Annotated in this window: 20 protein-coding genes; 11 read left to right on the plus strand and 9 right to left on the minus strand. The window is 64.1% G+C overall.

Features of this window, described 5'->3' with window-relative positions:
- Positions 1–106 precede the first annotated feature (106 nt).
- Positions 107–2,971 (plus strand): class I adenylate cyclase, encoded by a 2,865-nt coding sequence (locus tag ACLEJW_RS06525; protein WP_313454937.1) that lies wholly within the window; start codon positions 107–109, stop codon positions 2,969–2,971.
- Positions 2,972–3,049: 78 nt separating this feature from the next.
- Complete coding sequence (locus ACLEJW_RS06530; RefSeq protein ID WP_145184174.1) at positions 3,050–3,892, plus strand: hypothetical protein; 843 nt, start codon at positions 3,050–3,052, stop codon at positions 3,890–3,892.
- Positions 3,893–3,905: 13 nt separating this feature from the next.
- Here the strand turns inward: ACLEJW_RS06530 and rnk are convergent, their stop codons facing one another.
- The 3 genes from rnk to cyaY form a co-directional block, all read right to left on the minus strand.
- A complete protein-coding gene (gene rnk, locus ACLEJW_RS06535; protein WP_145184177.1) occupies positions 3,906–4,316 on the minus strand; it encodes a nucleoside diphosphate kinase regulator in 411 nt (136 codons plus the stop codon).
- Between the two features lie 132 nt (positions 4,317–4,448).
- Entirely contained in the window at positions 4,449–4,661 is a 213-nt protein-coding gene (locus ACLEJW_RS06540) for a DUF1289 domain-containing protein (protein ID WP_371921224.1), read from the minus strand.
- On the minus strand, positions 4,661–4,993 hold the full coding sequence (gene cyaY / locus ACLEJW_RS06545) for an iron donor protein CyaY (protein ID WP_313295500.1): 333 nt from the start codon (positions 4,991–4,993) through the stop codon (positions 4,661–4,663). Before cyaY ends, ACLEJW_RS06540 begins: the two co-directional genes overlap by 1 nt.
- Positions 4,994–5,168: 175 nt before the next feature.
- Between cyaY and lptM the strand changes: the two genes are divergently transcribed.
- From lptM to ACLEJW_RS06575, 6 genes are read left to right on the plus strand one after another with little or no spacing between them, the layout of a single operon-like run.
- A complete protein-coding gene (lptM, locus tag ACLEJW_RS06550; RefSeq protein WP_313295502.1) occupies positions 5,169–5,372 on the plus strand; it encodes an LPS translocon maturation chaperone LptM in 204 nt (67 codons plus the stop codon).
- 9 nt (positions 5,373–5,381) lie between these two features.
- The gene (gene lysA / locus ACLEJW_RS06555; protein WP_313295504.1) at positions 5,382–6,629 is read left to right on the plus strand and encodes a diaminopimelate decarboxylase; all 1,248 of its coding nucleotides are present in this window, start codon (positions 5,382–5,384) and stop codon (positions 6,627–6,629) included.
- Positions 6,630–6,633: 4 nt separating this feature from the next.
- Complete coding sequence (gene dapF, locus ACLEJW_RS06560) at positions 6,634–7,464, plus strand: diaminopimelate epimerase (protein ID WP_145184192.1); 831 nt, start codon at positions 6,634–6,636, stop codon at positions 7,462–7,464.
- A gap of 13 nt (positions 7,465–7,477) precedes the next feature.
- Complete coding sequence (locus ACLEJW_RS06565) at positions 7,478–8,182, plus strand: DUF484 family protein (protein ID WP_145184195.1); 705 nt, start codon at positions 7,478–7,480, stop codon at positions 8,180–8,182.
- Positions 8,182–9,081, plus strand: coding sequence for a tyrosine recombinase XerC (gene xerC / locus ACLEJW_RS06570; protein ID WP_313295509.1), 900 nt, complete (start codon positions 8,182–8,184; stop codon positions 9,079–9,081). The genes ACLEJW_RS06565 and xerC overlap by 1 nt, the downstream gene beginning before the upstream one ends.
- Positions 9,078–9,773 (plus strand): HAD family hydrolase, encoded by a 696-nt coding sequence (locus tag ACLEJW_RS06575; RefSeq protein WP_145184201.1) that lies wholly within the window; start codon positions 9,078–9,080, stop codon positions 9,771–9,773. The genes xerC and ACLEJW_RS06575 overlap by 4 nt, the downstream gene beginning before the upstream one ends.
- A 72-nt stretch (positions 9,774–9,845) precedes the next feature.
- Here ACLEJW_RS06575 and sutA read toward each other — a convergent pair whose 3' ends face one another.
- The 3 genes from sutA to glnK form a co-directional block, all read right to left on the minus strand.
- Positions 9,846–10,175: a transcriptional regulator SutA gene (gene sutA, locus ACLEJW_RS06580; protein ID WP_011536349.1), complete on the minus strand. Its 330-nt coding sequence runs from the start codon at positions 10,173–10,175 to the stop codon at positions 9,846–9,848.
- Positions 10,176–10,609: 434 nt separating this feature from the next.
- Positions 10,610–11,944, minus strand: coding sequence for an ammonium transporter (locus tag ACLEJW_RS06585; protein ID WP_440777262.1), 1,335 nt, complete (start codon positions 11,942–11,944; stop codon positions 10,610–10,612).
- Between the two features lie 48 nt (positions 11,945–11,992).
- Positions 11,993–12,331, minus strand: coding sequence for a P-II family nitrogen regulator (gene glnK, locus ACLEJW_RS06590; protein ID WP_002555808.1), 339 nt, complete (start codon positions 12,329–12,331; stop codon positions 11,993–11,995).
- 375 nt (positions 12,332–12,706) lie between these two features.
- Between glnK and ACLEJW_RS06595 the strand changes: the two genes are divergently transcribed.
- Together ACLEJW_RS06595 and ACLEJW_RS06600 are read left to right on the plus strand one after the other, a co-directional pair.
- Entirely contained in the window at positions 12,707–12,970 is a 264-nt protein-coding gene (locus ACLEJW_RS06595; protein WP_313301176.1) for an accessory factor UbiK family protein, read from the plus strand.
- A gap of 99 nt (positions 12,971–13,069) precedes the next feature.
- Positions 13,070–14,560 (plus strand): YifB family Mg chelatase-like AAA ATPase, encoded by a 1,491-nt coding sequence (locus tag ACLEJW_RS06600; protein WP_145184210.1) that lies wholly within the window; start codon positions 13,070–13,072, stop codon positions 14,558–14,560.
- Positions 14,561–14,563: 3 nt separating this feature from the next.
- Here ACLEJW_RS06600 and ACLEJW_RS06605 read toward each other — a convergent pair whose 3' ends face one another.
- Together ACLEJW_RS06605 and ACLEJW_RS06610 are read right to left on the minus strand one after the other, a co-directional pair.
- Positions 14,564–14,929, minus strand: coding sequence for a response regulator transcription factor (locus ACLEJW_RS06605; RefSeq protein WP_145184213.1), 366 nt, complete (start codon positions 14,927–14,929; stop codon positions 14,564–14,566).
- Entirely contained in the window at positions 14,926–15,906 is a 981-nt protein-coding gene (locus ACLEJW_RS06610) for a response regulator (RefSeq protein ID WP_313646226.1), read from the minus strand. The genes ACLEJW_RS06605 and ACLEJW_RS06610 overlap by 4 nt, the downstream gene beginning before the upstream one ends.
- 238 nt (positions 15,907–16,144) lie before the next feature.
- On the opposite strand from ACLEJW_RS06610, the gene ACLEJW_RS06615 reads away from it, so the two are divergent.
- The gene (locus ACLEJW_RS06615; protein ID WP_440777263.1) at positions 16,145–21,196 is read left to right on the plus strand and encodes a trifunctional serine/threonine-protein kinase/ATP-binding protein/sensor histidine kinase; all 5,052 of its coding nucleotides are present in this window, start codon (positions 16,145–16,147) and stop codon (positions 21,194–21,196) included.
- Positions 21,197–21,235: 39 nt separating this feature from the next.
- Here the strand turns inward: ACLEJW_RS06615 and ycaC are convergent, their stop codons facing one another.
- A complete protein-coding gene (gene ycaC / locus ACLEJW_RS06620; RefSeq protein WP_145184221.1) occupies positions 21,236–21,862 on the minus strand; it encodes an isochorismate family cysteine hydrolase YcaC in 627 nt (208 codons plus the stop codon).
- Between the last annotated feature and the right edge of the window lie 42 nt (positions 21,863–21,904).

Consider the following 21,904-nt stretch of genomic DNA (forward strand, 5'->3'; position numbering starts at 1 on the left):
CAGATCAGCGGTAGAAAAATGGCGTCAATAATCCATTTTTCGCTTATCCGACCCTTCTACTCAGGCTAAACTCGCCGCTGCTTCCGCAGCCTGCCCTGAGTGCGCAATGAAACACCCCCATGAAATTCGCCTTGAACTGGACGAAGGCATCGACCGCAAAGTGCTGTCGACATTGCGCGCGCGTTTTCTGCAGATCAACCAGCGCAGGCTGCAACGGGCCATCGACGGCTTGTCGAGCCGACAACAGCAGGTATTGACGCTGCTGCCGTTGCTGTTTCATGTCAACCACCCGCTGCTGCCAGGGTATGTGTCCGGCACTACACCCGCAGGCGTTGCGGGCTTCGAACCCAGCGCCGAGCACATCGCCGAGGCCCAGCGCCTGACCCGCTCGTTCGCCTACCGCGCGCGCCACGGCAACCCGCCTCGGCCGATCCAGGGTGTTTTCCTGATGGGCAGCCTCGGCTCGCTGGCGCAAGCCGAGCAGAGCGACATGGACCTGTGGGTGTGCCATGCGCCAAGCCTGGGGCAGGCCCAGCGCGAGGAGTTGCAGCGCAAGTGCGAGCTGCTGGAAGCCTGGGCTGCCAGCCTGGGCGCCGAGGCTCACGTCTTTCTGGTCGATCCCCAGGGCTTCGCCCAAGGCCAGCGCGACAGCCCGTTGAGTACCGAGGATTGCGGCAGCACGCAGCACTTTCTGTTGCTCGACGAGTTCTACCGCACGGCCATCTGGCTGGCCGGGCGTACACCGCTGTGGTGGCTGGTGCCGGTGTATGAAGAGCACAACTATCAGGCTTACACCCAAACCCTGTTGCGCAAGCGTTTCATAAGCCCCCAGGAGGCCCTCGATCTGGGCAACCTGGCGCAGATTCCCGCGGGCGAATATGTCGGCGCGGGGTTGTGGCAGTTGTTCAAGGGGATCGACTCGCCCTACAAGTCGCTGCTCAAGCTGTTGCTCACAGAAACCTACGCCAGCGAGCATCCCTCTGTCCGTTGCCTGAGCCTGGACTACAAGCAGGCGGTGTATGCCAACCAGCTGGACCTCGACGAGCTCGACCCTTACGTCATGGTGTACCGCCGCATCGAGCGCTACCTGCAACAACGTGGCGAAACCACCAGGCTGGAGCTGGTGCGGCGCAGTCTGTACCTGAAAGTGAACAAGAAGCTGAGCTTGCTCGACCGTTCACGCCACACCGACTGGCAGCGCCGGTTGCTGCAGCGCCTGACCGACGAATGGGGCTGGAGCGAGCAGCAACTGACGCTGCTCGACAGTCGCAGCCAGTGGAAGGTGCGCCAGGTCGCCGTGGAGCGCCGCGACCTGGTCGCCGAGCTGACCCGCAGCTACCGCTTTCTAACCCAATTCGCCCAGACCCAGGGCGCCAGTAGCCGCGCCAAGCTGCGCGACTTGAGCGTGCTGGGTCGGCGCCTGTACGCCGCCTTCGAGCGGCGGGCCGGCAAGATCGAGGTGATCAACCCAGGCATCGCCCCAGACATCGCCGAAGACACCTTGACCCTGGTGCAGTCGCCCAATCGCAAGGAGCCGGGTAGTCATCATTGGGGGCTGTACAACGGCAACCTTGGCGTGCACGAGTGGGAATATTTCAGCCCGATCAAACGCTGCCGCGAGCTGCTCGAACTGCTGGCCTGGGCCCACCGCAACGGCGTCATCGACAGCAGCACGCGCCTGGCTTTGCACCCCGGCGACAGCGATCTGAGCGAATTCGAGCTGTTCAACCTGTTGGGCAGCCTGCAACAAAGCATCGCGCTGCCGCTCGAACCGGTCAGCGAGGCACGCTTGCTGCAGCCCAGCGTGGCTGACCAGGTGCTGCTGTTGGTCAACGTCGGCATCGACCCGCTGCGCCACCATCGTGACCTGAACATTCTCATGACCACCGAGCGCACCGATTCGCTGAGCTATGCCGGCGTGCGCGAGAACCTGGTCCTGACCGTTGACCAGGTCACCCGCAACAGCTGGAATGAAGTGCTGGTGCAGCGCTATGACGGTGAGCATGCGCTGCTGCGTTGCTTGCGCGAACTCCTCAACAGCCTTGTGCATTCCAGTCATCGACCGCGCGTGCAGGTGCGCTGCTTCTGCCATAACCGTGCCCAAGCCATCGCCCAGCGGGTCGAAGAGATCGTCGAGACGCTCCAGGCGTTGCTCGCTCGAGGTCCGGATCAGCGCTATGTGCTACAGGTGGCGCAGCACACCCACGTATTTGAGCGGCTGCCTGATCAAGTCAGCCTGACCACCCTGAACGGACACGATGCGTTAGTGCAGCACCTGGGCCAGGAGCGCCATTGCTACAGCCCGCTGCATCTGGACCGCCATGCCTTGCAGGACAGCGACCTGCCGCTGGTATTGGAACAGGGACGGCGCAATTGCATCCAGGTGTTCTACCGCCTGCTCGACGACTGCGCCGATCTGTATGTACTCGATGAATACAACGTCCTTTGGCAACAGCGCGTGCCGCTGTTCGACGAGGGCCATCTGCTGCTGCCGGTGCAGCGCTTTCTGCGCTCGGTACTGATGCGCCACGCGGCGCGCCAGCCGCTCGAACCTGTGCAGCAAGCCCACCTGGGTATCCACTACGCCCAATTGCTACCGTCCGGTCCCGGCAAGGCCCGCAGCCTGGAAGCCCGCCCTGCGCCTAGCGCAGACCTCGACCAGCCGTACTACGAGGTGCAGGCGATCATCCAGGCCGCGGCGCAAGGCAAGGTACACGTGACGCTGTACTGCGACCAGCAGGAGTTCTCGGAGCTGGAACATGGCGATCAGCTGTACGAAGTGGTCGCCCGACAGATCCTCGGCCAGCGCCGCAGCGCCGGGCATTATCGGTGCTACATCACCGACCTGGACCTGTCCGGGTTACTGGCGGATGAACAGGGATCGACCAGCCTCTACCTGCGCCACAAGCGCCAGCTGGAGCAGGCGCTCAACCAAGGGCTCGAGGCGCTGCAGCCGACGCTGACGCCCTGAGCCCAGCGGCGCTTCCCTCTGCTTCGTGCGGGTTGCCGTCTGCATGCTGCGCGCTTCTTGGACAATCGGAAGTGCGACATGAACAAGCAGAACTGGATGGCCGCCTCACCCGAGCTGGGTCGCCTGCGTATCGATCAGCTGATCCTGCCCGGCAGCCATGACTCGGGCATGGACAAGCAGGCCGACAACATCGTGCCGGCTCAGGAAGTGACCCAGGATGTCTCGTGCATCGAGCAGATTCGCGCCGGCATCCGCGTACTGGACCTGCGCGTCAGGGCCAATCGCGAATACACCCCAGATTCACCCTACCGCTACAAGCTCTATCACATGAGCACATCCGGCCGGACCGTGTTAGGTGATGTCGTGACCGAGCTGAATCAGTTCTACAGCGACCCGGCCAACGAACGCGAAATCGTCATCCTCGACTTTCATCAATTCGACAACTTCAGCGCCCAGGAACACCAGTGGTTGCTGATGTCGCTGGACAAGCACCTGGGCCAGCGCATCATCCCCTACGAGCTGCATGCACTGACCCTGGATCAGCTGTGGAACGAGCATCCCGGCAAAGCCGTGGTCATCGCCTACAACCACGGCGCACGCGCAAGCCATTGGGATGGCGTGGACCAGGTGTGGATCGGTGAGAACACACCGTCCACCGAGGAGTTGAAGGCGTTCATGGACCAGCATCGGGGACAGCACAAGCCTGTCGGCAGGCTACGCTCGATTCAATGTGCCAAGTACAACAAGATCGTTTTCACGGCGGACGATTTCAGCGACAAGGTCGATGAGTGGTTCGACTCCCAGGATCTGCACAGCTACATCCAGGGCTTTCACATCATCAACACCGACTGGTCGCTGCGTAGCCGCATCGTCGACAACTGCATACATGCCTGCAAGCTCAAGGCGCTGAACACACCTTGATCGCTTGGCGGGTTCAGAGAGCGTAATCGCCTGCCGCTTCTGGCTGGTACTCGACTTCCAACAGTTCCAGCTTGAGCGTCTTGCCCCCTGGCGCCGGCCAATCGATCTGCTCGCCTACCGACAGGCCCAGCAAAGCGCAGCCGATCGGCGCCAGGATCGACACCTTGCCCTCGCCGCCCGCATCCTTGGGATAGACCAATGTCAGGTGGTAATCCTTGCCACTGCCCTGCTCGCGGCAATGCACGCGCGAGTTCATGGTCACCACGCCTGCGGGCACTTCATCGTGGCCGACCACCTGACCGGCACGGTCCAGCTCCTCCTGCAAAGCGAGCACACCCGGGGTGCTTTCATCGAGGCTATCGATCAGGCGCTCGAGACGTTGCACGTCCAATCGGGTGAGGATGAGGGAAGGCTTGGTGCTCATGATCCAGTCAGACTCCTTGGTACAGGCGGTTTGCTGTGGGCAGATAAAGCAAAACCCCGCCCAAGGGCGGGGTTTGTGAATGCATCGGCGTCACCGACACATGACCCGACACTACCACAGCGCAGCAAATACTCAACCCCGTGCGCGCAGGGCCTCGGCTTCGCGCAGGATCTGCCGGCGGCGCTCGTCATCGGCCGAGCGCCACTCGCGGATATGCTCGACATGCCGATGGCAACCGGTACACACCCGCTGCTCGTCCAGCCGGCAGACGCTGATGCACGGTGACGCCACCGCAGGGCTGACGTTGCTGTAGAGCGGCTTCGGCGCTCGTGCTGGGCTGGTCATCAGATTTCGTCGAAGTCCAGCTTTTCGCCGGCACGTTCCCAGACGATGCGCTCCAGCATCTCACCGAGCAGTTCTTCGCTCTTCTCGCAGACCCACTTGCCGCTCTCTTCGTCGTAGTCGAAGTGAAAGCCACCGGAGCGGTCGGCCAACCACAACTGGCGCAGCGGCTCCTGGCGGCTGAAGATCAGTTGGGCGCCGCCTTCGAAGGTGACGGTGAGGACGCCGGCGGAGTTTTCCATGTCCAGGTCCATTCCGCTTTCATCGAACAGGTCTTCAAGAGCCTGTTGGGTCGCATCGACCAGATCATGGAAACGCGCTTCGCTCAAACTCATTGCAGGAACCTCGAAATTGGCTGCGGTACGGCAAGCCCGGCACGATACGGGCGCATGGCGCCAGCTGCAAGCTGCACCTCGCGCTGCCCGCCCGACGGACCGGCCCTTGCATAGGCAAGCCGTCGGTCGCTCGGTATACTCGGGCGCAATACTGCATATTTCAAAGGATTTCACCATGAAGCGCCTGATTTCCTCGCTCGCGGCGCTGGTCGCGGTTGCCTGCCTCGTTTCGGCCTGCGGTCAGAAGGGCCCTCTGTACCTGCCGGAAGACGGCAAGGATGGCAAGGACTCGAAACACGCTCACCAGCACCAGCATGCTCCAGCGGTCCAAGCCCAGGACGAGCAGCCCATCCAGCCTGAGCAAACGCCTGAGCAGTAAGGAATTCAGATGAACGCTTTCAACTACCGCGACGGTCAACTGTTCGCGGAGGGCGTGGCGCTTGCCGCCATCGCCGAACGTTTCGGCACGCCAACCTACGTGTATTCGCGCGCGCATATCGAAGCCCAGTACCGCAGCTACACCGACGCCCTGCAGGGCACCGAGCACCTGGTCTGCTTCGCCGTCAAGGCCAACTCCAACCTCGGCGTGCTGAACGTGCTGGCGCGTCTGGGCGCAGGTTTCGACATCGTTTCCGGCGGCGAGCTGGAGCGCGTTCTGGCCGCCGGCGGCCGGGCTGACCGCGTGGTGTTCTCCGGCGTTGGCAAGACCCGCGAAGACATGCGCCGCGCGCTGGAAGTCGGCGTGCACTGCTTCAACGTCGAATCCACCGATGAGCTGGAGCGCCTGCAAGTGGTGGCCGCCGAAATGGGCAAGGTGGCCCCGGTCTCGCTGCGGGTCAACCCGGACGTCGACGCCGGCACCCACCCGTATATCTCCACCGGCCTGAAAGAGAACAAGTTCGGCATCGCCATCGCCGATGCCGAAGCCATCTACGTACGTGCTGCGCAATTGCCGAACCTGGATGTGGTGGGCGTCGATTGCCACATCGGCTCGCAATTGACCACGGTCGACCCCTTCCTCGATGCCCTCGACCGCCTGCTGGCGCTGGTCGATCGCCTCGCCGAATGCGGCATCCACCTGCGCCATCTGGACCTGGGTGGTGGTGTCGGGGTGCGTTATCGCGACGAGGAGCCACCGCTGGTCGCCGACTACATCAAGGCCATCCGCGAACGCGTCGGCAGCCGGGACCTGGCGCTGGTGTTCGAGCCTGGGCGCTACATCGTGGCCAACGCCGGCGCCCTGCTGACCCGCGTGGAATACCTCAAGCACACCGAGCACAAAGATTTTGCCATCATCGACGCGGCGATGAACGACCTGATCCGTCCGGCGCTGTACCAGGCCTGGATGGGCGTCAGCGCGGTGGTTCCACGCGCCGGCGAAGGCCGTGCCTACGACCTGGTCGGCCCGATCTGCGAGACCGGCGACTTCCTGGCCAAGGATCGCGTGCTGAACCTGGCCGAAGGCGATCTGCTGGCCGTGCAGTCGGCAGGCGCCTATGGTTTCGTCATGAGCTCCAATTACAACACCCGTGGCCGTTGCGCGGAAATTCTGGTCGACGGCGACCAGGCTTTCGAAGTTCGCCGCCGCGAGACCATCGCCGAACTGTATGCCGGCGAAAGCCTGCTGCCGGAGTGAGCCCATGCTGCTGCGCTTTACCAAGATGCATGGGCTGGGCAACGACTTCATGGTCCTCGACCTGGTCAGCCAGCACGCGCACATCCAGCCCAAGCACGCCAAGCAGTGGGGCGACCGCCACACCGGGATCGGCTTCGATCAGCTGCTGATCGTCGAAGCGCCGAGCAACCCGGAAGTGGATTTCCGCTACCGCATCTTCAACGCCGACGGCTCCGAGGTCGAACAGTGTGGCAACGGTGCGCGCTGCTTCGCTCGCTTCGTGCTGGACAAACGCCTGACTGCGAAGAAACGCATCCGGGTGGAAACCAAGGGCGGCGTCATCGAGCTGGACGTGCAGAACGACGGCCAGGTGTGTGTCGACATGGGCCCGCCGCGTTTCGTCCCGGCAGAAATTCCGTTCATTGCCGATGCGCAGGCCAGCAGCTACCCGCTGGAGGTCGACGGTCAGGTGCACTCGATCGCCGCGCTGTCGATGGGTAATCCGCATGCCGTGCTGCGCGTCGATGACGTGCTGACCGCGCCCGTGCACGAGCTGGGGCCGAAGATCGAACATCACCCACGCTTCCCGCAACGGGTGAATGCCGGTTTTCTGCAGGTCATCGACCGCCACCGCGCCAACCTGCGGGTGTGGGAGCGTGGCGCTGGCGAAACCCAGGCCTGCGGCACCGGCGCCTGCGCCGCGGCAGTGGCCGCGATCAGCCAGGGCTGGATGGATTCGCCGGTCGCCCTTGACCTGCCAGGTGGCCGCTTGCACATCGAATGGGCAGGTCCCGGCACCTCGGTGTTGATGACCGGCCCTGCCGTACGCGTCTTCGAAGGACAGGTTCGTCTCTAAGCGAGTAACCGCCATGACCGATCAGCCAGTAGCAAAGCAGTCCGATGAGCTCGATGCCGACGCAGTGGTCGCCTACCTGCGCGCCCACCCGACCTTCTTCGCCGAGCACGATGAGTTGCTGATCGAGCAACGCATCCCCCACCAGCGTGGCGACAGCGTGTCGCTGGTCGAGCGCCAGCTCAAGCTGCTGCGCGAACGCAACATCGAGATGCGCCATCGTCTTTCGCAACTGATGGACGTGGCCCGCGACAACGACCGGCTGTTCGACAAGACGCGACGGCTGATCCTCGACCTGCTCGACGCCAGCACCTTGGAAGAGGTCGTGATGGCCGTCGAAGACAGCCTGCGCCAGGAGTTTCAGGTGCCGTTCGTCAGCCTGATCCTGTTTGGCGACAACGCCGCGCCGGTCGGCCGCTGGGTCAGCAACGCCGAGGCCCAACAGGCCATCGGTGGCCTGTTGGGCGGTGGCAAGACGGTCAGCGGCAACCTGCGCGAACATGAACTGCTGTTCCTGTTCGGCAAGGAGCAGCAGGCGCAGGTCGGTTCAAGCGCCGTAGCCGCCCTCGAATACCAAGGTTTGCACGGAGTCCTGGCAATTGGCAGCCGCGACCCGCAGCACTACAAGAGCAGTGTCGGCACCCTGTTCCTCGGCTATATCGCCGAAGTATTGGGGCGCGTCGTGCCGCGCGTGACCCAGACCTTGCGCTCGGTGCGCTGATGGAACGTCAGCTGGAGGCTTATTGCGCACACCTGCGCAACGAGCGCCAGGTATCGGAACATACGCTGCTGGCCTACCGCCGCGACCTCGACAAGGTCATCGCCTACTGCGCCAGCCAAGGCATCGACGGCTGGGGCGCGCTGCAGATCCAGCAGCTGCGCCAGCTGATCGCTCGCCAGCACCACCAGGGGCAGTCTTCGCGCAGCCTGGCCCGCCTGTTGTCGGCAGTACGCGGGCTGTACCGTTACCTCAACCGCGAAGGCCACTGCCAGCACGATCCGGCTTCAGGCCTCAGCGCGCCCAAGGGTGAACGGCGACTGCCCAAGGTGCTGGACACCGACCGCGCCTTGCAGTTGCTCGACGGCGGTGTCGACGACGACTTCATCGCCCGCCGCGACCAGGCGATCCTCGAGTTGTTCTATTCCTCCGGCCTGCGCCTGTCTGAGCTCACCAACCTTGACCTGGAACAGCTGGACCTGGCTGCTGGCCTGGTCCAGGTGGTCGGCAAGGGCAGCAAGACCCGCGTACTGCCGGTCGGGCGCAAAGCGCGTGAAGCGCTGCAGGCCTGGTTCAAACTGCGCGGCATCGGCAACCCGCGCGATGCTGCGGTGTTCATCACCCGCCAAGGCAAGCGCATGAGCCCACGGGCCATCCAGCTGCGGGTCAAGACCGCTGGCGAGCGCGAGCTGGGCCAGCACCTGCACCCGCACATGCTCCGCCACTCCTTCGCCAGCCATGTGCTGGAATCGTCCCAGGACCTGCGTGCGGTGCAGGAAATGCTCGGCCACGCCGACATCAGCACCACGCAGATCTACACCCACCTGGACTTCCAGCACCTGGCGGCCGTGTACGACAGCGCCCACCCCCGGGCCAAACGCAGCAAAGGCACAGACTCATGAGCATCCAGCTGATTACCTTCGACCTCGACGATACCCTGTGGCACACCGCGCCAGTGATTGCCAGCGCCGAGGTGGTGCTGCGCGACTGGCTCGAAGCCAATGCGCCGAAGCTCGGCGGCGTACCGGTCGAGCACCTGTTTGCCATCCGTGAACGCCTGGTGCAGGCCGAGCCGGCGCTCAAGCATCGCATCAGCGCGCTGCGTCGGCGCGTGTTGTTCCATGCCCTGGAGGCGGTCGGCTACAGCGACCAGCACGCCCGTGAACTGGCCAACGAAGGCTTCGAAGTGTTCCTGCATGCCCGCCACCAGGTCGAGATATTCCCTGAAGTGCAGCCCATGCTCGAGGTGCTGCGCCAGCGCTACACCCTGGGCGTCGTCACCAATGGCAATGCCGATGTCAGCCGCCTTGGCCTCGCCGATTACTTCGCCTTCGCCCTGTGCGCCGAAGACCTGGGAATCGGTAAGCCAGACCCGGCGCCGTTCCTCGAAGCCCTCAAGCGCGGCAACGTCGAGGCCCATGCGGCAGTGCACGTGGGCGATCATCCCGGTGATGACATCGCCGGCGCCCAGCGCGCCGGACTGCGTGCGGTGTGGTTCAACCCGCAAGGCAAGGCCTGGAGTGCAGAACAGGCCCCGGATGCCGAGATCCAGCGCTTGTCGCAGCTCCCCGATGTGCTGACCCGTTGGGCCTGACAGGGCCAACGCGGTCTCGACGACAGGCACAAAAAAGCCCGCAGCGACGGCGGGCTTTTTGCGTTCAGCCACTCAGATAGGGCGGCTGCCGTACTTGTTGTCTGGCTTCTTGGGCGGATCGGCGACGACGTTGGCCTCGACTTCCTGCACCTTGCCACCGCGCGACAGGAACTCTTCCATCGCCTTGGCCAGGGCATCACGCTCCTTCTGCTTGGCTTCCATGCTCGGCATCTCGTCTACCGAGACAGCCGCCTTGGATTTACCCTTGGCAGCGGGGGCCGGGCTGCTGTCGTCGTCGCCAGCATCTTCGGCGCCATCGTCAGCCGCCGCTTCGAGGCCTTCGTCAGCCTCGTCTTCGTCGCCTACTTCGAGGTCGTCGTTTTCCAGATCGTCGTCGCTCATGTTCTACCTCATGACTTGCGAAAAGCAGGTTAGTTATAGACCAATGCAGCCGTAGACCGGCGGTCACTGGTGAAAATTCAACTGGCCGTGGGTGTGGGTGTGGCCACTGCCTTTGGGACTGCGCTGCGGTTGGCATGCGCTGCCCAGCAGGCCCTGCTCCTGGCAGGCCCTGACAAATCCATGAACCGTTGCTGGCTTTACGCTATTGGCAAGCCTAGCAAAGGCTGGCGAAGGGTGTGGACTGCGCGTCAACACCCTTCGGCGCGCATTCTAGCGCGCCCGCAGAAAAAGCAAAGCTCCATAAACGCCCTGCAACTTGTAAGTTTTTGCCCTACGTCGCGAACGTGTCAGATAAATCGTTTGCACTGCGGAAAAAGGCAAAATCCAGGCAAAAAAATGCCCGGTAAACCGGGCAAGATTTTCCAGCGTCGCAGTTACAGGTTGTAACCACGTTCGTTGTGCTGAGCCAGGTCGAGGCCGACCGACTCTTCATCTTCGTTGACCCGCAGGCCCATCACCACATCCAGCACCTTGAGGATCACGTAGGTGACGATGGCGGTGTAGACGACGGTGAAGATCACGCCCTTGGCCTGCACCCAGACTTGGGCACCAATGTCGGTCACTGCGCCGAAGCCGCCCAGCACCGGGGCTGCGAACACGCCAGTGAGGATGGCACCGATGATGCCGCCCACGCCGTGCACACCGAAGGCGTCGAGCGAATCGTCGTAGCCGAGCTTGCGCTTGAGGGTGGTGGCGCAGAAGTAGCAGACCACGCCCGAAACCAGGCCGATCACCAGCGCGCCCATCGGGCCGACAGTGCCGGCTGCCGGGGTGATGGCGACCAGACCTGCCACCACACCCGAGGCGATGCCCAGTGCGCTGGGTTTGCCGTGGCCGATCCACTCGGCGAACATCCAGCCCAAGGCGGCGGCGGCGGTGGCGATCTGGGTCACCAGCATGGCCATGCCGGCAGTGCCGTTGGCGGCGGCGGCAGAGCCTGCGTTGAAGCCGAACCAGCCGATCCACAGCATCGCCGCGCCCATCAGGGTGTAACCCAGGTTGTGCGGGGCCATTGGCGTGGTCGGGTAGCCTTTGCGCTTGCCCAGCACCAGGCAGCAGACCAGACCGGCGATACCGGCGTTGATGTGCACCACGGTGCCGCCCGCGAAGTCGAGCACGCCCCAGTCCCACATCAGGGCACCGTCACCGCTCCACACCATGTGCGCGATCGGCGCATAGACCAAGGTGAACCAGATACCCATGAAGATCAGCATCGCCGAGAACTTCATGCGTTCGGCGAAGGCACCGACGATCAGCGCCGGGGTGATGATGGCGAAGGTCATCTGGAAGGTGATGAACACCGCTTCGGGGAACAGCGCGGTGGCGGAGGTCAGGTTCTCGGGGGTCACGCCGCTGAGAAACGCCTTGGAGAAGCCACCGACGAAGGAGTTGAAGTTGAGCACGCCCTTTTCCATACCGGTGGTATCGAAAGCCATGCTGTAGCCGTAGACGACCCAGAGAATGCTCATCAGACCGGTGATGGCGAAGCACTGCATCATCACCGACAGGACGTTCTTGGAGCGCACCATGCCGCCGTAGAACAGGGCCAGGCCTGGAATGGTCATGAACAGCACCAGCGCCGTTGCGGTCAGCATCCAGGCGGTGTCGCCGGAGTTCAGCGCGGGGGCAGCTGCTTCCTCGGCCAGGGCGAGGCCTGGCATTGCGAGGGACAATAGGGCTCCTAGCCCTGCGATCTTACGCAGAGTCATGTTGTTTTCTCCTGGGGCGTTGGGTTTGGTGAGGCGTTGTTGCGGCGCTTAGATCGCGTCGGTATCGGTCTCGCCGGTACGGATGCGGATCGCCTGCTCCAGATTCACCACGAAGATCTTGCCGTCACCGATCTTGCCGGTGTTGGCTGCCTTGGTGATGGCTTCGATCACACGGTCGAGGTCCTTGTCGTCGATGGCGACGTCGATCTTCACCTTGGGCAGGAAGTCGACCACGTACTCGGCGCCGCGATACAGCTCGGTATGGCCCTTCTGCCGGCCGAAGCCTTTTACCTCGGTGACGGTAATGCCCTGCACGCCGATTTCCGACAGCGACTCGCGCACGTCGTCCAACTTGAACGGCTTGATGATGGCTGTGACTAGCTTCATGAAACTCTCTCCCGATTTGGTGGACTTGCCCCAGGAAAACAAACCCGTCTCAAGTCTAAGCGCAGCGGTTGGCTTTGTAACGCGTCGTCGGTGTCCGGCTGCGCGTGCGCACTGCCTGGTCACAGGGAACCGCATCAGTGCATGGCTCGATCTGGTCTTTGCAGAAACCTTGCCAGGTCGGTTAACCGAAGCGAAAACAGCGGGTTAGGCCATTCGACGGTGTTTGGCCAGTCGCCAGCATGGAAAAGATGCACAACTTAGGTGCAGCGCCGGGCCGGGCGTTGCGCAATAAGTGTGCAGCTGCGCAGCGCAGCGGATCCGCTGCCGCGCCATGCTAGACTGCACGCCCATTTCACAACTTATGGACGACCGCCGATGCTCGCGCCCAAAGCCTTTCTCGATGCCCTGAGCGACCAGGCCTCGCGCCTGTTCAGCGGCGACACCGCGCAACCTCGCGCCGAACTGGAAAGCCAGTTCAAGGTATTGATGCAAGGCGCGTTCAGCAAACTTGACTTGGTCAGCCGTGAAGAATTCGACAGCCAGATGGTGGTCCTGGCCCGCACCCGTGCCCGCCTGGAGGCCCTTGAGAAACAAGTGGCTGACCTGGAGGCGCGAATGGCACCGGCCAGCCACGACTGAAAAGCCCTGTCGCACACTTGCCAGGCGCCCCGGCATCCGTCGCACTAAGCTTCGTCGCACCGCAGGAAGCGGTTTCTCCCCAGCGACAACGGAGCGTCCATGTCACTCGCCCTCGTTCACAGCCGCGCGCAGGTTGGCGTGCAGGCCCCGGCAGTCAGCGTCGAAACGCACCTGGCCAACGGCTTGCCCCATCTCACCCTGGTCGGCCTGCCGGAAACCACGGTCAAGGAAAGCAAAGACCGGGTGCGCAGCGCCATCGTCAATTCCGGGTTGAATTACCCGCAGCGGCGCATCACCCAGAACCTGGCACCGGCCGACCTGCCCAAGGATGGCGGGCGCTACGACCTGGCCATCGCCTTGGGGATCCTCGCCGCTGACGCTCAGGTGCCCGTCGCCGCCCTGGCTGAACTGGAATGCCTCGGCGAGCTGGCGTTGTCGGGCAAGTTGCGCCCGGTACAGGGCGTACTGCCAGCCGCACTGGCGGCCCGCGAGGCCGGCCGGGCACTGGTGGTACCGCGGGAAAACGCCGAAGAGGCCAGCCTGGCCGGCGGGTTGGTGGTGTATGCCGTGGGGCATCTGCTGGAGCTGGTCGCGCACCTGAACGGTCAGGTGCCATTGCCCCCGTTCGCTGCCAATGGCCTGGTACTGCAGCAGCAGCCCTACCCTGACCTCGGCGAAGTGCAAGGTCAGGTCGCCGCCAAGCGCGCCTTGCTACTGGCGGCTGCCGGCGCGCATAACCTGCTGTTTACCGGGCCCCCGGGCACTGGCAAGACTCTCCTGGCCAGCCGCCTGCCCGGCTTGTTGCCGCCACTGGATGAGCACGAAGCACTGGAAGTGGCCGCGATCCAATCGGTCAGTGGCCACACCCCGCTGAGCAGCTGGCCGCAGCGGCCATTTCGTCATCCCCATCATTCGGCTTCAGGGCCTGCGCTGGTAGGCGGCGGCAGCCGACCCCAGCCGGGCGAGATCACCTTGGCGCACCATGGCGTGCTGTTTCTCGATGAGTTGCCTGAATTCGAACGCCGCGTGCTCGAGGTGCTGCGCGAGCCGCTGGAGTCGGGCGAGATCGTGATTGCTCGGGCGCGCGACAAGGTGCGTTTTCCGGCGCGGTTTCAGCTGGTGGCGGCGATGAACCCATGCCCCTGCGGTTACCTGGGCGACCCAACCGGACGCTGTCGTTGCAGCACCGAGCAGATCGCCCGCTATCGCAATAAACTGTCAGGTCCTTTGCTCGATCGCATCGACCTGCACCTGACCGTCGCCCGCGAAGCCACCACGCTCGACCATCAGCCCAGCGGCCAGTCCAGCGCCGAGGTCGCCGCTGAAGTGGCCCAGGCGCGCGACCTGCAACAACGCCGCCAAGGGTGTGCCAACGCGTTTCTCGACCTGGAAGGCTTGCGTCGTCATTGCGCCCTGGCGGCGGCGGACCAGCGCTGGCTGGAAAGCGCCTGCGAGCGCCTGACGCTATCATTACGCGCCGCACATCGGCTGTTGAAAGTGGCGCGCACCCTGGCAGATCTGGAAAGAACCGAGCTCATCGGTAAAAGCCACCTGGCCGAGGCCTTGCAGTACCGACCCGGCAGCGGCTGAACGCTAGCCGCTGGCCAGTGCCTGTTCCACCAGCTTGAGCAACGCCTCTTCGGTAAAGGGCTTGCCCAGACACGCCAGCGCCCCGTTGCCCAGCGCCGCGCGGGTTGCCGCTTCGTCCCAATGCGCGGACATGCAGATCACCGGCAGGTGCCAGTTCAGCAATGCCAGCTCACGCTGAACGTCCAGACCGCTCATGCCGGGCATCTTCCAATCGAGCAGCACGCAGCCGGCCTCTCGGGCTGCCGCCGATTTCAAGAAGGCAGTGCCGGCCGCGAACGCCATGCTGTCAAAACCGGCAGAGCGCAACAGGTTGGCCAGGCTTTTACGTACAGAAGCATCGTCATCGACGATACATACCGCGCTGCTCATGGGCCAGACCGAGCCTCGACGATGCTGTGCATGGCCACCAGTTCGAGCAACGAGCGGGACTGCATCTTGTTCATGATGTTCTTCTTGTGCACTTTGGTGGTCACCTCGCTGGTGCCGATCTCACGGGCGATCTGCTTGTGCGAAAGGCCACCGACCACCAGCGAAAAAACCTGACGCTCACGCTGGGTCAGGCGTTGGTACTTGTCCTCGACCTGGCGCGCGTTCTGCCATTTGCGACCCTCCTCGACAGCCCGCGTGCGCACTGCGTCCAGCAGTGCCAGCAACTGGTCTTCATCGAACGGCTTGGTCAGAAACTCCATGGCGCCAGCGCGCATCGCCTGCACGGTCATGGGAATGGTGCCGAAGCCGGTCATGAACACCACCGGCCAGGGCAGTTGCAAACGGCGCAGCGCCGCTTGCACCTCCAGCCCGCTGGTGCCAGGCAAGTGCATGTCCAGCAGCAGGCAGGCATACGGCGTATCGAGGCGGGCCTCGAACAGCTCTTCGGCTCGGGCAAACAAGCGATGGGGGATGGCCTGCGAGCGCAGCAGACGGCCCAGTGCGTTGCGCACCGAAACATCGTCATCGACCACCAGCACCGGCACCTGGGCGGTGTTGTCGAGCGTGGCCATGGCGTTGATCAGCGATGGCTCGGGCAGATGATCCAGGCTAGCCGTCGGCCCTTCCAGGCTGATCTCGGTCGCCAGGCGATAACCCCGGCGCGGCACGGTCTGGATCAGCGCACGGTTGCCGAAGGCCTTGCGCAGCAACGAGACCTGCACTTGCAGGTTGTTGTCCTCGACCACGGTGCCGGCCCAGACCTGGCTGAACAGCTCGTCCTTGTCGACCACCCGCCCCTTGGCCCGGATCAAGGTCGCCAACACTTCGAACGCCCGCCCGCCCAAAGCGATCGGCTTGCCGTCGAGAAAGGCCTCGCGCCGTTCCAGGGATACCTGGGCATTGCCTAATCGGATCATGATTTCCTCGCGCGTGCACAGGCGTTTGCGCAGCCTTGGCAGGCTAAGGCAGCGAACGCGAACAGACAATTATCCCGAGGGATAGGGGCTAACTGAAACTATACAAGCACCGCTCGTGGGCCCTGGGCGGATAACGGACAACAGTGTGCCCGTTCCTGCCAAGCAGGCTACAGGCCGCATCGTTGCTGGGCTTGCTGCGTATACTCGGATTTCGAATGTCGCTAGCAGGAGGTGCGTGATGCTCGATGAGCGCCCCGCCCAGCGCCCGGTCGACTTCGACCAGTCGATCGACGACGCCTGGTTGAATCGTTGCGCCATCACCCAACTGGCCCAGGAAGGCGAGCTTGCCTACTTTCGCCTGCTCGACCGCGACACCGGGCACAGCTGGATCGCGGTACGCGCGCCGCTCGAGCTACCCGCTGCCTGCCAACGCCTGGAGCGTGACTACCGGCTGCAGCTGGACCCACAGTGGGCGGTGCTGCCTTCGGCCTTCGTCCGCTCCGCCGAAGGACCCTTGCTGGTGTACCCGGGCGGTCGCTCGATCGCCGACCTGCTCGATCACGGACCCGCCGAGCTGACGCCGTTCTTCGAGATTGCGCTCAACGCAGCCAATGCCCTGGCGCAGGCCCATGCCTGCGGGGTGTTGCACGGGGCATTGCAGCCACAGCACGTACGCCTGCTGCCCGGCAACCGGGTGCGCCTGGGCTTCTTCCGTGCCGAGCCCCCCGCGCTGCACAGCGGCCTGGGCAACCTGCTGGGCAATTGGGCTTATCTGGCCCCTGAGCAAGTCTGCCCGCATGGCAACAGCAACGATCAACGCAGCGATATCTACGCCCTGGGCGCAATCCTTTACCAGCTGTTGCTCGGCGAGCTGCCGCTGGCCGGGCGCGACCCGCAGCACTGGCGGCAGTTGCATGCCGGGGTTCAACCCCGCCAGGCCTGCGACATCGACAGCCGCGTGCCGCAGCCGCTGAGTCGGATCCTGGCCAAGACCCTGGCCAAGGAGCCGGATGCCCGCTACCAGAGCGCCCGCGCCCTGGCCGTGGACCTGGCCCACTGCCGTCGGCAATGGGCAGCAGGCAAGCACATCGCCCAATTTGAGCCAGGCGCAGCCGACCCGGTGTCGCTCGAGCATGAGCGGCTCTACGGCCGCAGCGCCGAACTGCAGGCCATCGCCCTGTTGCTCAACGGCATGCGCCGCCCGTGCAGGCCTCAAGCGCTGCTGGTCAGCGGTGCCGCTGGCATGGGCAAATCGAGCCTGGTAAGCGAGGCCCTGAAAGCCAGCGGCGCCGGCTACTGGGCAATCGGCAAATGTTCGAGCCCAGAACAAGCAGTGCCCTACGCGCCTTGGGTAGACATCCTCGGTGCGTTGACCACCCAGTTGCTGGCCAAGAACAGCGATGAGCTGGACGAGCTGCGCGCGCAGTTCCTGCAGCGCAGTCAAGGCCACGGACGGTTGCTGGGCAAGCTGGCAGCCGACCTGCAACTGGTGCTCGGTCCGCTGCCTGATCTAGCGGAACAGCCCTCGCGCCTGGCCTTGCTCAAGGAGCAGCGCGCCATCGTCGAGTTGCTGCGGATGCTGAGTCGGCCAGGCCAGCCGCTGGTACTGTGTTTCGACGACGTCCACTGGGCGGATGATGCGAGCCGGCAAGTGCTGGGGCAGCTGTTGGCCGACACACCCGATAATCTGCTGCTGATCCTGATCCAGCGCGACGACGCGCCTGCGGCCGGCGCCGCGCTTGCCTTGCCAGCAGCGCTGAAGGCCACCGCGCTGAAGCTGCGCCCGCTGAGCGTGGGTGCCGTCACCGAGCTGATCGCCGAGCGCTACCATGTCAGCCCGGAGCAGGCCAGGCAGGTCGCTGAGCAGGTGCATGCCAAGACCGCAGGCAATCCGTTTTTCATTCACCAGATACTCAAGGCCATGGTCGAGGACGGGCTGTTCAGCTTCGATGCCCAGTCAATGCACTGGTCGTGGTCCCTGGAGGCGGTGGCGCGGCACCGCTACGCCGATAATGTCGCCGACTTGACCATCGGGCGCATGACGCGCTTGCCAGCTGCGCAGCGCGACGTCCTGCGAATCGCCAGCGCCGCAGGCAGCCGCTGCGATGAGCGGCTGCTGCAGCGCTTACTCGCGGTACCGGTCGGCGAGCCGCTGAGGACGCTGATCGACGCAGGCTTTCTGCTGCGAGGACCGAGCGGCCTGGGGTTCGCCCATGAACGCGTGCAGCACGCCGCCTATGCGCTCACCCCCGCCGAGGCGCGCGCGTCTCTGCACGCGCGTATCGCCCAGGCCATGCTGCAGGTCTGGCGCAGCGGCCTGCAGGACGCACTCTTCGAGCTGGCCAATCAGCTGCAACGCGCCAGCCCATGCGCGTTTGCCGCGGCCGACAACGAAGCATGCCTGTACCTGTTGCGCGAGGCGGCGCTACGCTCACGCGACAGCGGTGCCTATGAGCAGGCCGCAGCTTACCTGCACGCCTGCGAGCAGTTCCTGGCCCACACGAAAAACCCGCAAAGCCACGCCACCCATGGCTTTGCCATGGCCTGCATTGCCGCCGAATGCACGCTGCAGATGCCCTGCAAGCTCGCCGCCGAGCATGCCTTGATGCGCTGTCGCCTGCGGGCCTGTTCAGCGCTGGAACAGGCTCAGGTCTGCCGCTTGCAGGCGCGTTTGCATAGCCTGCGCGGCGAATACCAGGAGGCCATCAGCGTTGCTCTCGACGGCCTGACGTTGCTGGGCATTCACTTGCCGCGCGGCCTCGCCCCGCAGCAAGTCGAGGCCAGTCATGCACGTATACAGGCCCTGATCGACGAAAAAGGCCGGCACTGCCTGGAGTCATTGCCGCGCACCGACTCAGAACAGGTGGCGGTCGCGATCGGCTTGCTGGCAACGTTGTCGTCGTCGTTTTTCGTCAAGGACGATATCTGTTTTCTGCACCTGGCCAAACTGATGGAGCTGTCGCTGCTGCACGGTGTTGCGCCAGGCAGCACCTATGGCATGGCCTGGTATGGGGTGATGGTCGCAGAGCGCTTCGCCGGCTACCACGATGGCCACGCCTATTGCCTGGCTGCGCTCAAACTGATCGAGCGCCACGGCCTGGAAACCGACCTCACCAGCGCACTGCTCGCCCTGGAACAGGTCAGCGCCTGGACGTCGTCCATCGACCTGGCACATCGGACTGCACGCGAGGCGCTGGAATCAGTGCGAGTGAGTGGCGACCTGGCCATGACCAGTTATGCCTGGGTGCACCTGGTCGCGGATTCGCTGTTCATGGGGCAGCCGTTGCCCGCCGTCGCCGAGCAGGTGCAACAGGGCCTGGCCACTGTCGCTGGTTATGGTTACCCGGAAATCGCCGAGATCCTGCAGGCTCAGCAATGCCTGGTCGCCGACCTCAGCGGTGTTGCCCGCGCGGCTGCCCTGCCGACAGCGGCCACTACGCCCGCCACGCTGTTCTTCAAGCATCTGTTCAGCGCCATGGCAGCGTTCCACCTGGGCGACGCCCGCCACGCCCTGCGGCAGTTGGACAGCGCGGGCGCGCATACCTGGGCGGTGCCCGGACACATCAATCTGGCCGACTACCATCTGTTGCGCGGCCTGGCGCTGGGCACTCCCGAGGCGCCCGGCAGCCTCGAGGCCAAACACGCCGAGCTGTACAGTTTGCGCGAGCGCTTCAGACGCTGGGCTGCGTTCAATCCGACCACCTTTCGCAACAAGCTGCTGCTCATCGAGGGCGTGATCGCCAAGCTCGACGGTGACGGCCTGGCGGCCATCCGTTGTTTCGACCAGGCGCAGATTGCCGCGACCGCCGCCGGCTTCATTCACGAACAGGCGCTGGCCCATGAACAGCTGGCCGAGGTCTGTATTCCCAGCGGCTTGATCTCTGGCGCCAACCTGCACCTGCGCATCGCCCGTGACTGCTTTCATCTCTGGGGCGCTGCCGGCAAGGTGCATCAGCTCGAAACCCTGCACCCGTTCCTGCGCACTCAGCCGGTGCAGGAAACCCATCGCTCCAACCAGCAGGCCAAGCTCGACCTTGAGGCCGGTATCGAGGCGGCACGGGCGTTGTCCGAGGAGGTCTTGCTCGAAGGCCTGATCGAAACGCTGATGGGCCACCTTACCGAGCATTCTGGCGCCGATCACGGTGTGCTGCTGATCGTCAGTGGCGCCGAGTTCCAGATGGCCGCCCTGGCCTACATCGATGATGCCGGGCTGCAGGTGAGCATGGACAACTGCCAGAAGTTCATGACCCAGGCGCCATTGTCGGTCATCAACGCCACCATGCGCACCCGCAAGCCTTTGGTGCTCAACGATGCGCTGCACGATTGCCCTGGCGCCTTCAGCCAGGAGCTGCAGGCACGCCAGGCGCGTTCGGTGCTGTGCCTGCCGCTGGTGATCCAGGGCGTACTGATCGGCCTGGTGTACCTGGAAAACCGCCTGGTGCCCAACCTGTTCGGCGGCCAGCGCCTGGCCATGCTGGAGATACTCGCCGCCCAGGCCGCGGTGTCGCTGCAGACCGCCAAGTTCTATACCCGCTTGGCCGAAGACAACCAAGCCCGCGCGCAGATTCAAGAGGAGCTGCGCCAATCACGCGCTGAACTGGCGCGCAGCGCGCATGTGCAGGTCATGAATGAGCTGTCGGCATCGATCGCCCATGAAATCAGCCAGCCGCTGCTGGGCATCGCCTCCAACGCCGCCGCCAGCCTGCGCTGGCTCAAACGCCCGAGGCCTGATCTGGAGGAGGCGATCGCCGGCCTCGAAGACATCCGCAACGACAGCGAGCGCGCCGCCAACATCGTCCGTGCCCTGCGCGCCCTGGCCAAGCAGGCGCCGATGCAGCTCAAGGCGGTGGTGCTCGATGAGCTGATCGTCGAAGTGGTGCGCCTGACCTCGGCGGATGCGGCGCGCGCAAGGGTGCAGGTGCAAACACAGGTGCTGTCCGGCCTCAAGGTCATGGCCGATCCGGTGCAAGTGCAGCAACTGGTGTACAACCTGATCATCAATGGCCTGGAAGCGTTGGCCGGTTACCGCCCTGACGCCATGCTGCAGATCAGCTCCAGGCTACACGGCGAGCAGGTGCAGATATGCGTCGACGATAACGGCCCCGGTATCGCCGCGCACGACCGCGAACGGGTCTTCGAAGCATTCCATACCACCAAGCACCACGGCCTGGGCATGGGCCTGGCGATCTGCAGCTCGGTGGTGCGCGCCCATGGCGGGCAGTTGCAGGCGCTGCAGGCACCGCTTGGCGGTTGCCGGATCCGCTTCAGTCTGCCCCGTGCCGATGCTTAGCGGCTGCCGGCCCCGGGGCGAGGCCAGCAGCGGTACATCTCAGCGTGCGGTCAGTGCCGCGTAGCTGTTCATCAGGTTGCGGTAGTTGGGGATGCGCTGCGACAGCAGGTTACCCAGCCCTTCGATATCGTTGCGCCAGTCGCGGTGCAGCTCACACGCCACCGAGAACCAGTTCATCATCTGCGCGCCCGCCTGGGTCATGCGTACCCACGCCGCCTGTTGCACGGTCGGGTTGAAGGTGCCGGAAGCATCGGTCACCACGAACACGTCAAACCCTTCAGCCAGCGCCGACAGTGTCGGGAAGGCCACGCAGACATCGGTAACCACGCCAGCGATGATCAGTTGCTTGCGACCGGTCGCCTTGATTGCCTTGACGAAGTCTTCGTTGTCCCAGGCATTGATCTGCCCTGGGCGTGCGATGTACGGCGCATCGGGGAACATTTCCTTGAGTTCTGGAACCAGCGGGCCATTGGGACCTTGTTCGAAGCTGGTGGTCAGGATGGTCGGCAGGCCGAAGAACTTGGCCAGGTCGCCCAAGGCCAGCACGTTGTTCTTGAACTCATTGGGGGAAAAGTCCTGCACCAACGAAATCAGGCCGGTCTGGTGATCGACCAGCAGCACCACGGCGTCGTCTTTATTAAGGCGCTTGTAATCGGCTTGGCTCATTGCAATGACTCCTTGGGTGGGGTGGGAAGCAGCCGGCCCTGT

Source organism: Pseudomonas sp. SMSB3, assembly GCF_052041965.1.
Classification (GTDB): domain Bacteria; phylum Pseudomonadota; class Gammaproteobacteria; order Pseudomonadales; family Pseudomonadaceae; genus Aquipseudomonas.

Coding starts and splice junctions, on each gene's coding strand:
- ACLEJW_RS06610 (WP_313646226.1), bottom strand. CDS start 15,906: ATGATCCGATTAGGCAATGCCCAGGTATCCCTGGAACGGCGCGAGGCC.
- rnk (WP_145184177.1), bottom strand. CDS start 4,316: ATGAGCACCAAGCCTTCCCTCATCCTCACCCGATTGGACGTGCAACGT.
- cyaY (WP_313295500.1), bottom strand. CDS start 4,993: ATGAGTTTGAGCGAAGCGCGTTTCCATGATCTGGTCGATGCGACCCAA.
- lptM (WP_313295502.1), top strand. CDS start 5,169: ATGAAGCGCCTGATTTCCTCGCTCGCGGCGCTGGTCGCGGTTGCCTGC.
- ACLEJW_RS06615 (WP_440777263.1), top strand. CDS start 16,145: ATGCTCGATGAGCGCCCCGCCCAGCGCCCGGTCGACTTCGACCAGTCG.
- ACLEJW_RS06565 (WP_145184195.1), top strand. CDS start 7,478: ATGACCGATCAGCCAGTAGCAAAGCAGTCCGATGAGCTCGATGCCGAC.
- ACLEJW_RS06585 (WP_440777262.1), bottom strand. CDS start 11,944: ATGACTCTGCGTAAGATCGCAGGGCTAGGAGCCCTATTGTCCCTCGCA.
- glnK (WP_002555808.1), bottom strand. CDS start 12,331: ATGAAGCTAGTCACAGCCATCATCAAGCCGTTCAAGTTGGACGACGTG.
- ACLEJW_RS06575 (WP_145184201.1), top strand. CDS start 9,078: ATGAGCATCCAGCTGATTACCTTCGACCTCGACGATACCCTGTGGCAC.
- ACLEJW_RS06605 (WP_145184213.1), bottom strand. CDS start 14,929: ATGAGCAGCGCGGTATGTATCGTCGATGACGATGCTTCTGTACGTAAA.
- ACLEJW_RS06600 (WP_145184210.1), top strand. CDS start 13,070: ATGTCACTCGCCCTCGTTCACAGCCGCGCGCAGGTTGGCGTGCAGGCC.
- sutA (WP_011536349.1), bottom strand. CDS start 10,175: ATGAGCGACGACGATCTGGAAAACGACGACCTCGAAGTAGGCGACGAA.
- ACLEJW_RS06540 (WP_371921224.1), bottom strand. CDS start 4,661: ATGACCAGCCCAGCACGAGCGCCGAAGCCGCTCTACAGCAACGTCAGC.
- xerC (WP_313295509.1), top strand. CDS start 8,182: ATGGAACGTCAGCTGGAGGCTTATTGCGCACACCTGCGCAACGAGCGC.
- ACLEJW_RS06530 (WP_145184174.1), top strand. CDS start 3,050: ATGAACAAGCAGAACTGGATGGCCGCCTCACCCGAGCTGGGTCGCCTG.
- ACLEJW_RS06525 (WP_313454937.1), top strand. CDS start 107: ATGAAACACCCCCATGAAATTCGCCTTGAACTGGACGAAGGCATCGAC.
- ycaC (WP_145184221.1), bottom strand. CDS start 21,862: ATGAGCCAAGCCGATTACAAGCGCCTTAATAAAGACGACGCCGTGGTG.
- lysA (WP_313295504.1), top strand. CDS start 5,382: ATGAACGCTTTCAACTACCGCGACGGTCAACTGTTCGCGGAGGGCGTG.
- dapF (WP_145184192.1), top strand. CDS start 6,634: ATGCTGCTGCGCTTTACCAAGATGCATGGGCTGGGCAACGACTTCATG.
- ACLEJW_RS06595 (WP_313301176.1), top strand. CDS start 12,707: ATGCTCGCGCCCAAAGCCTTTCTCGATGCCCTGAGCGACCAGGCCTCG.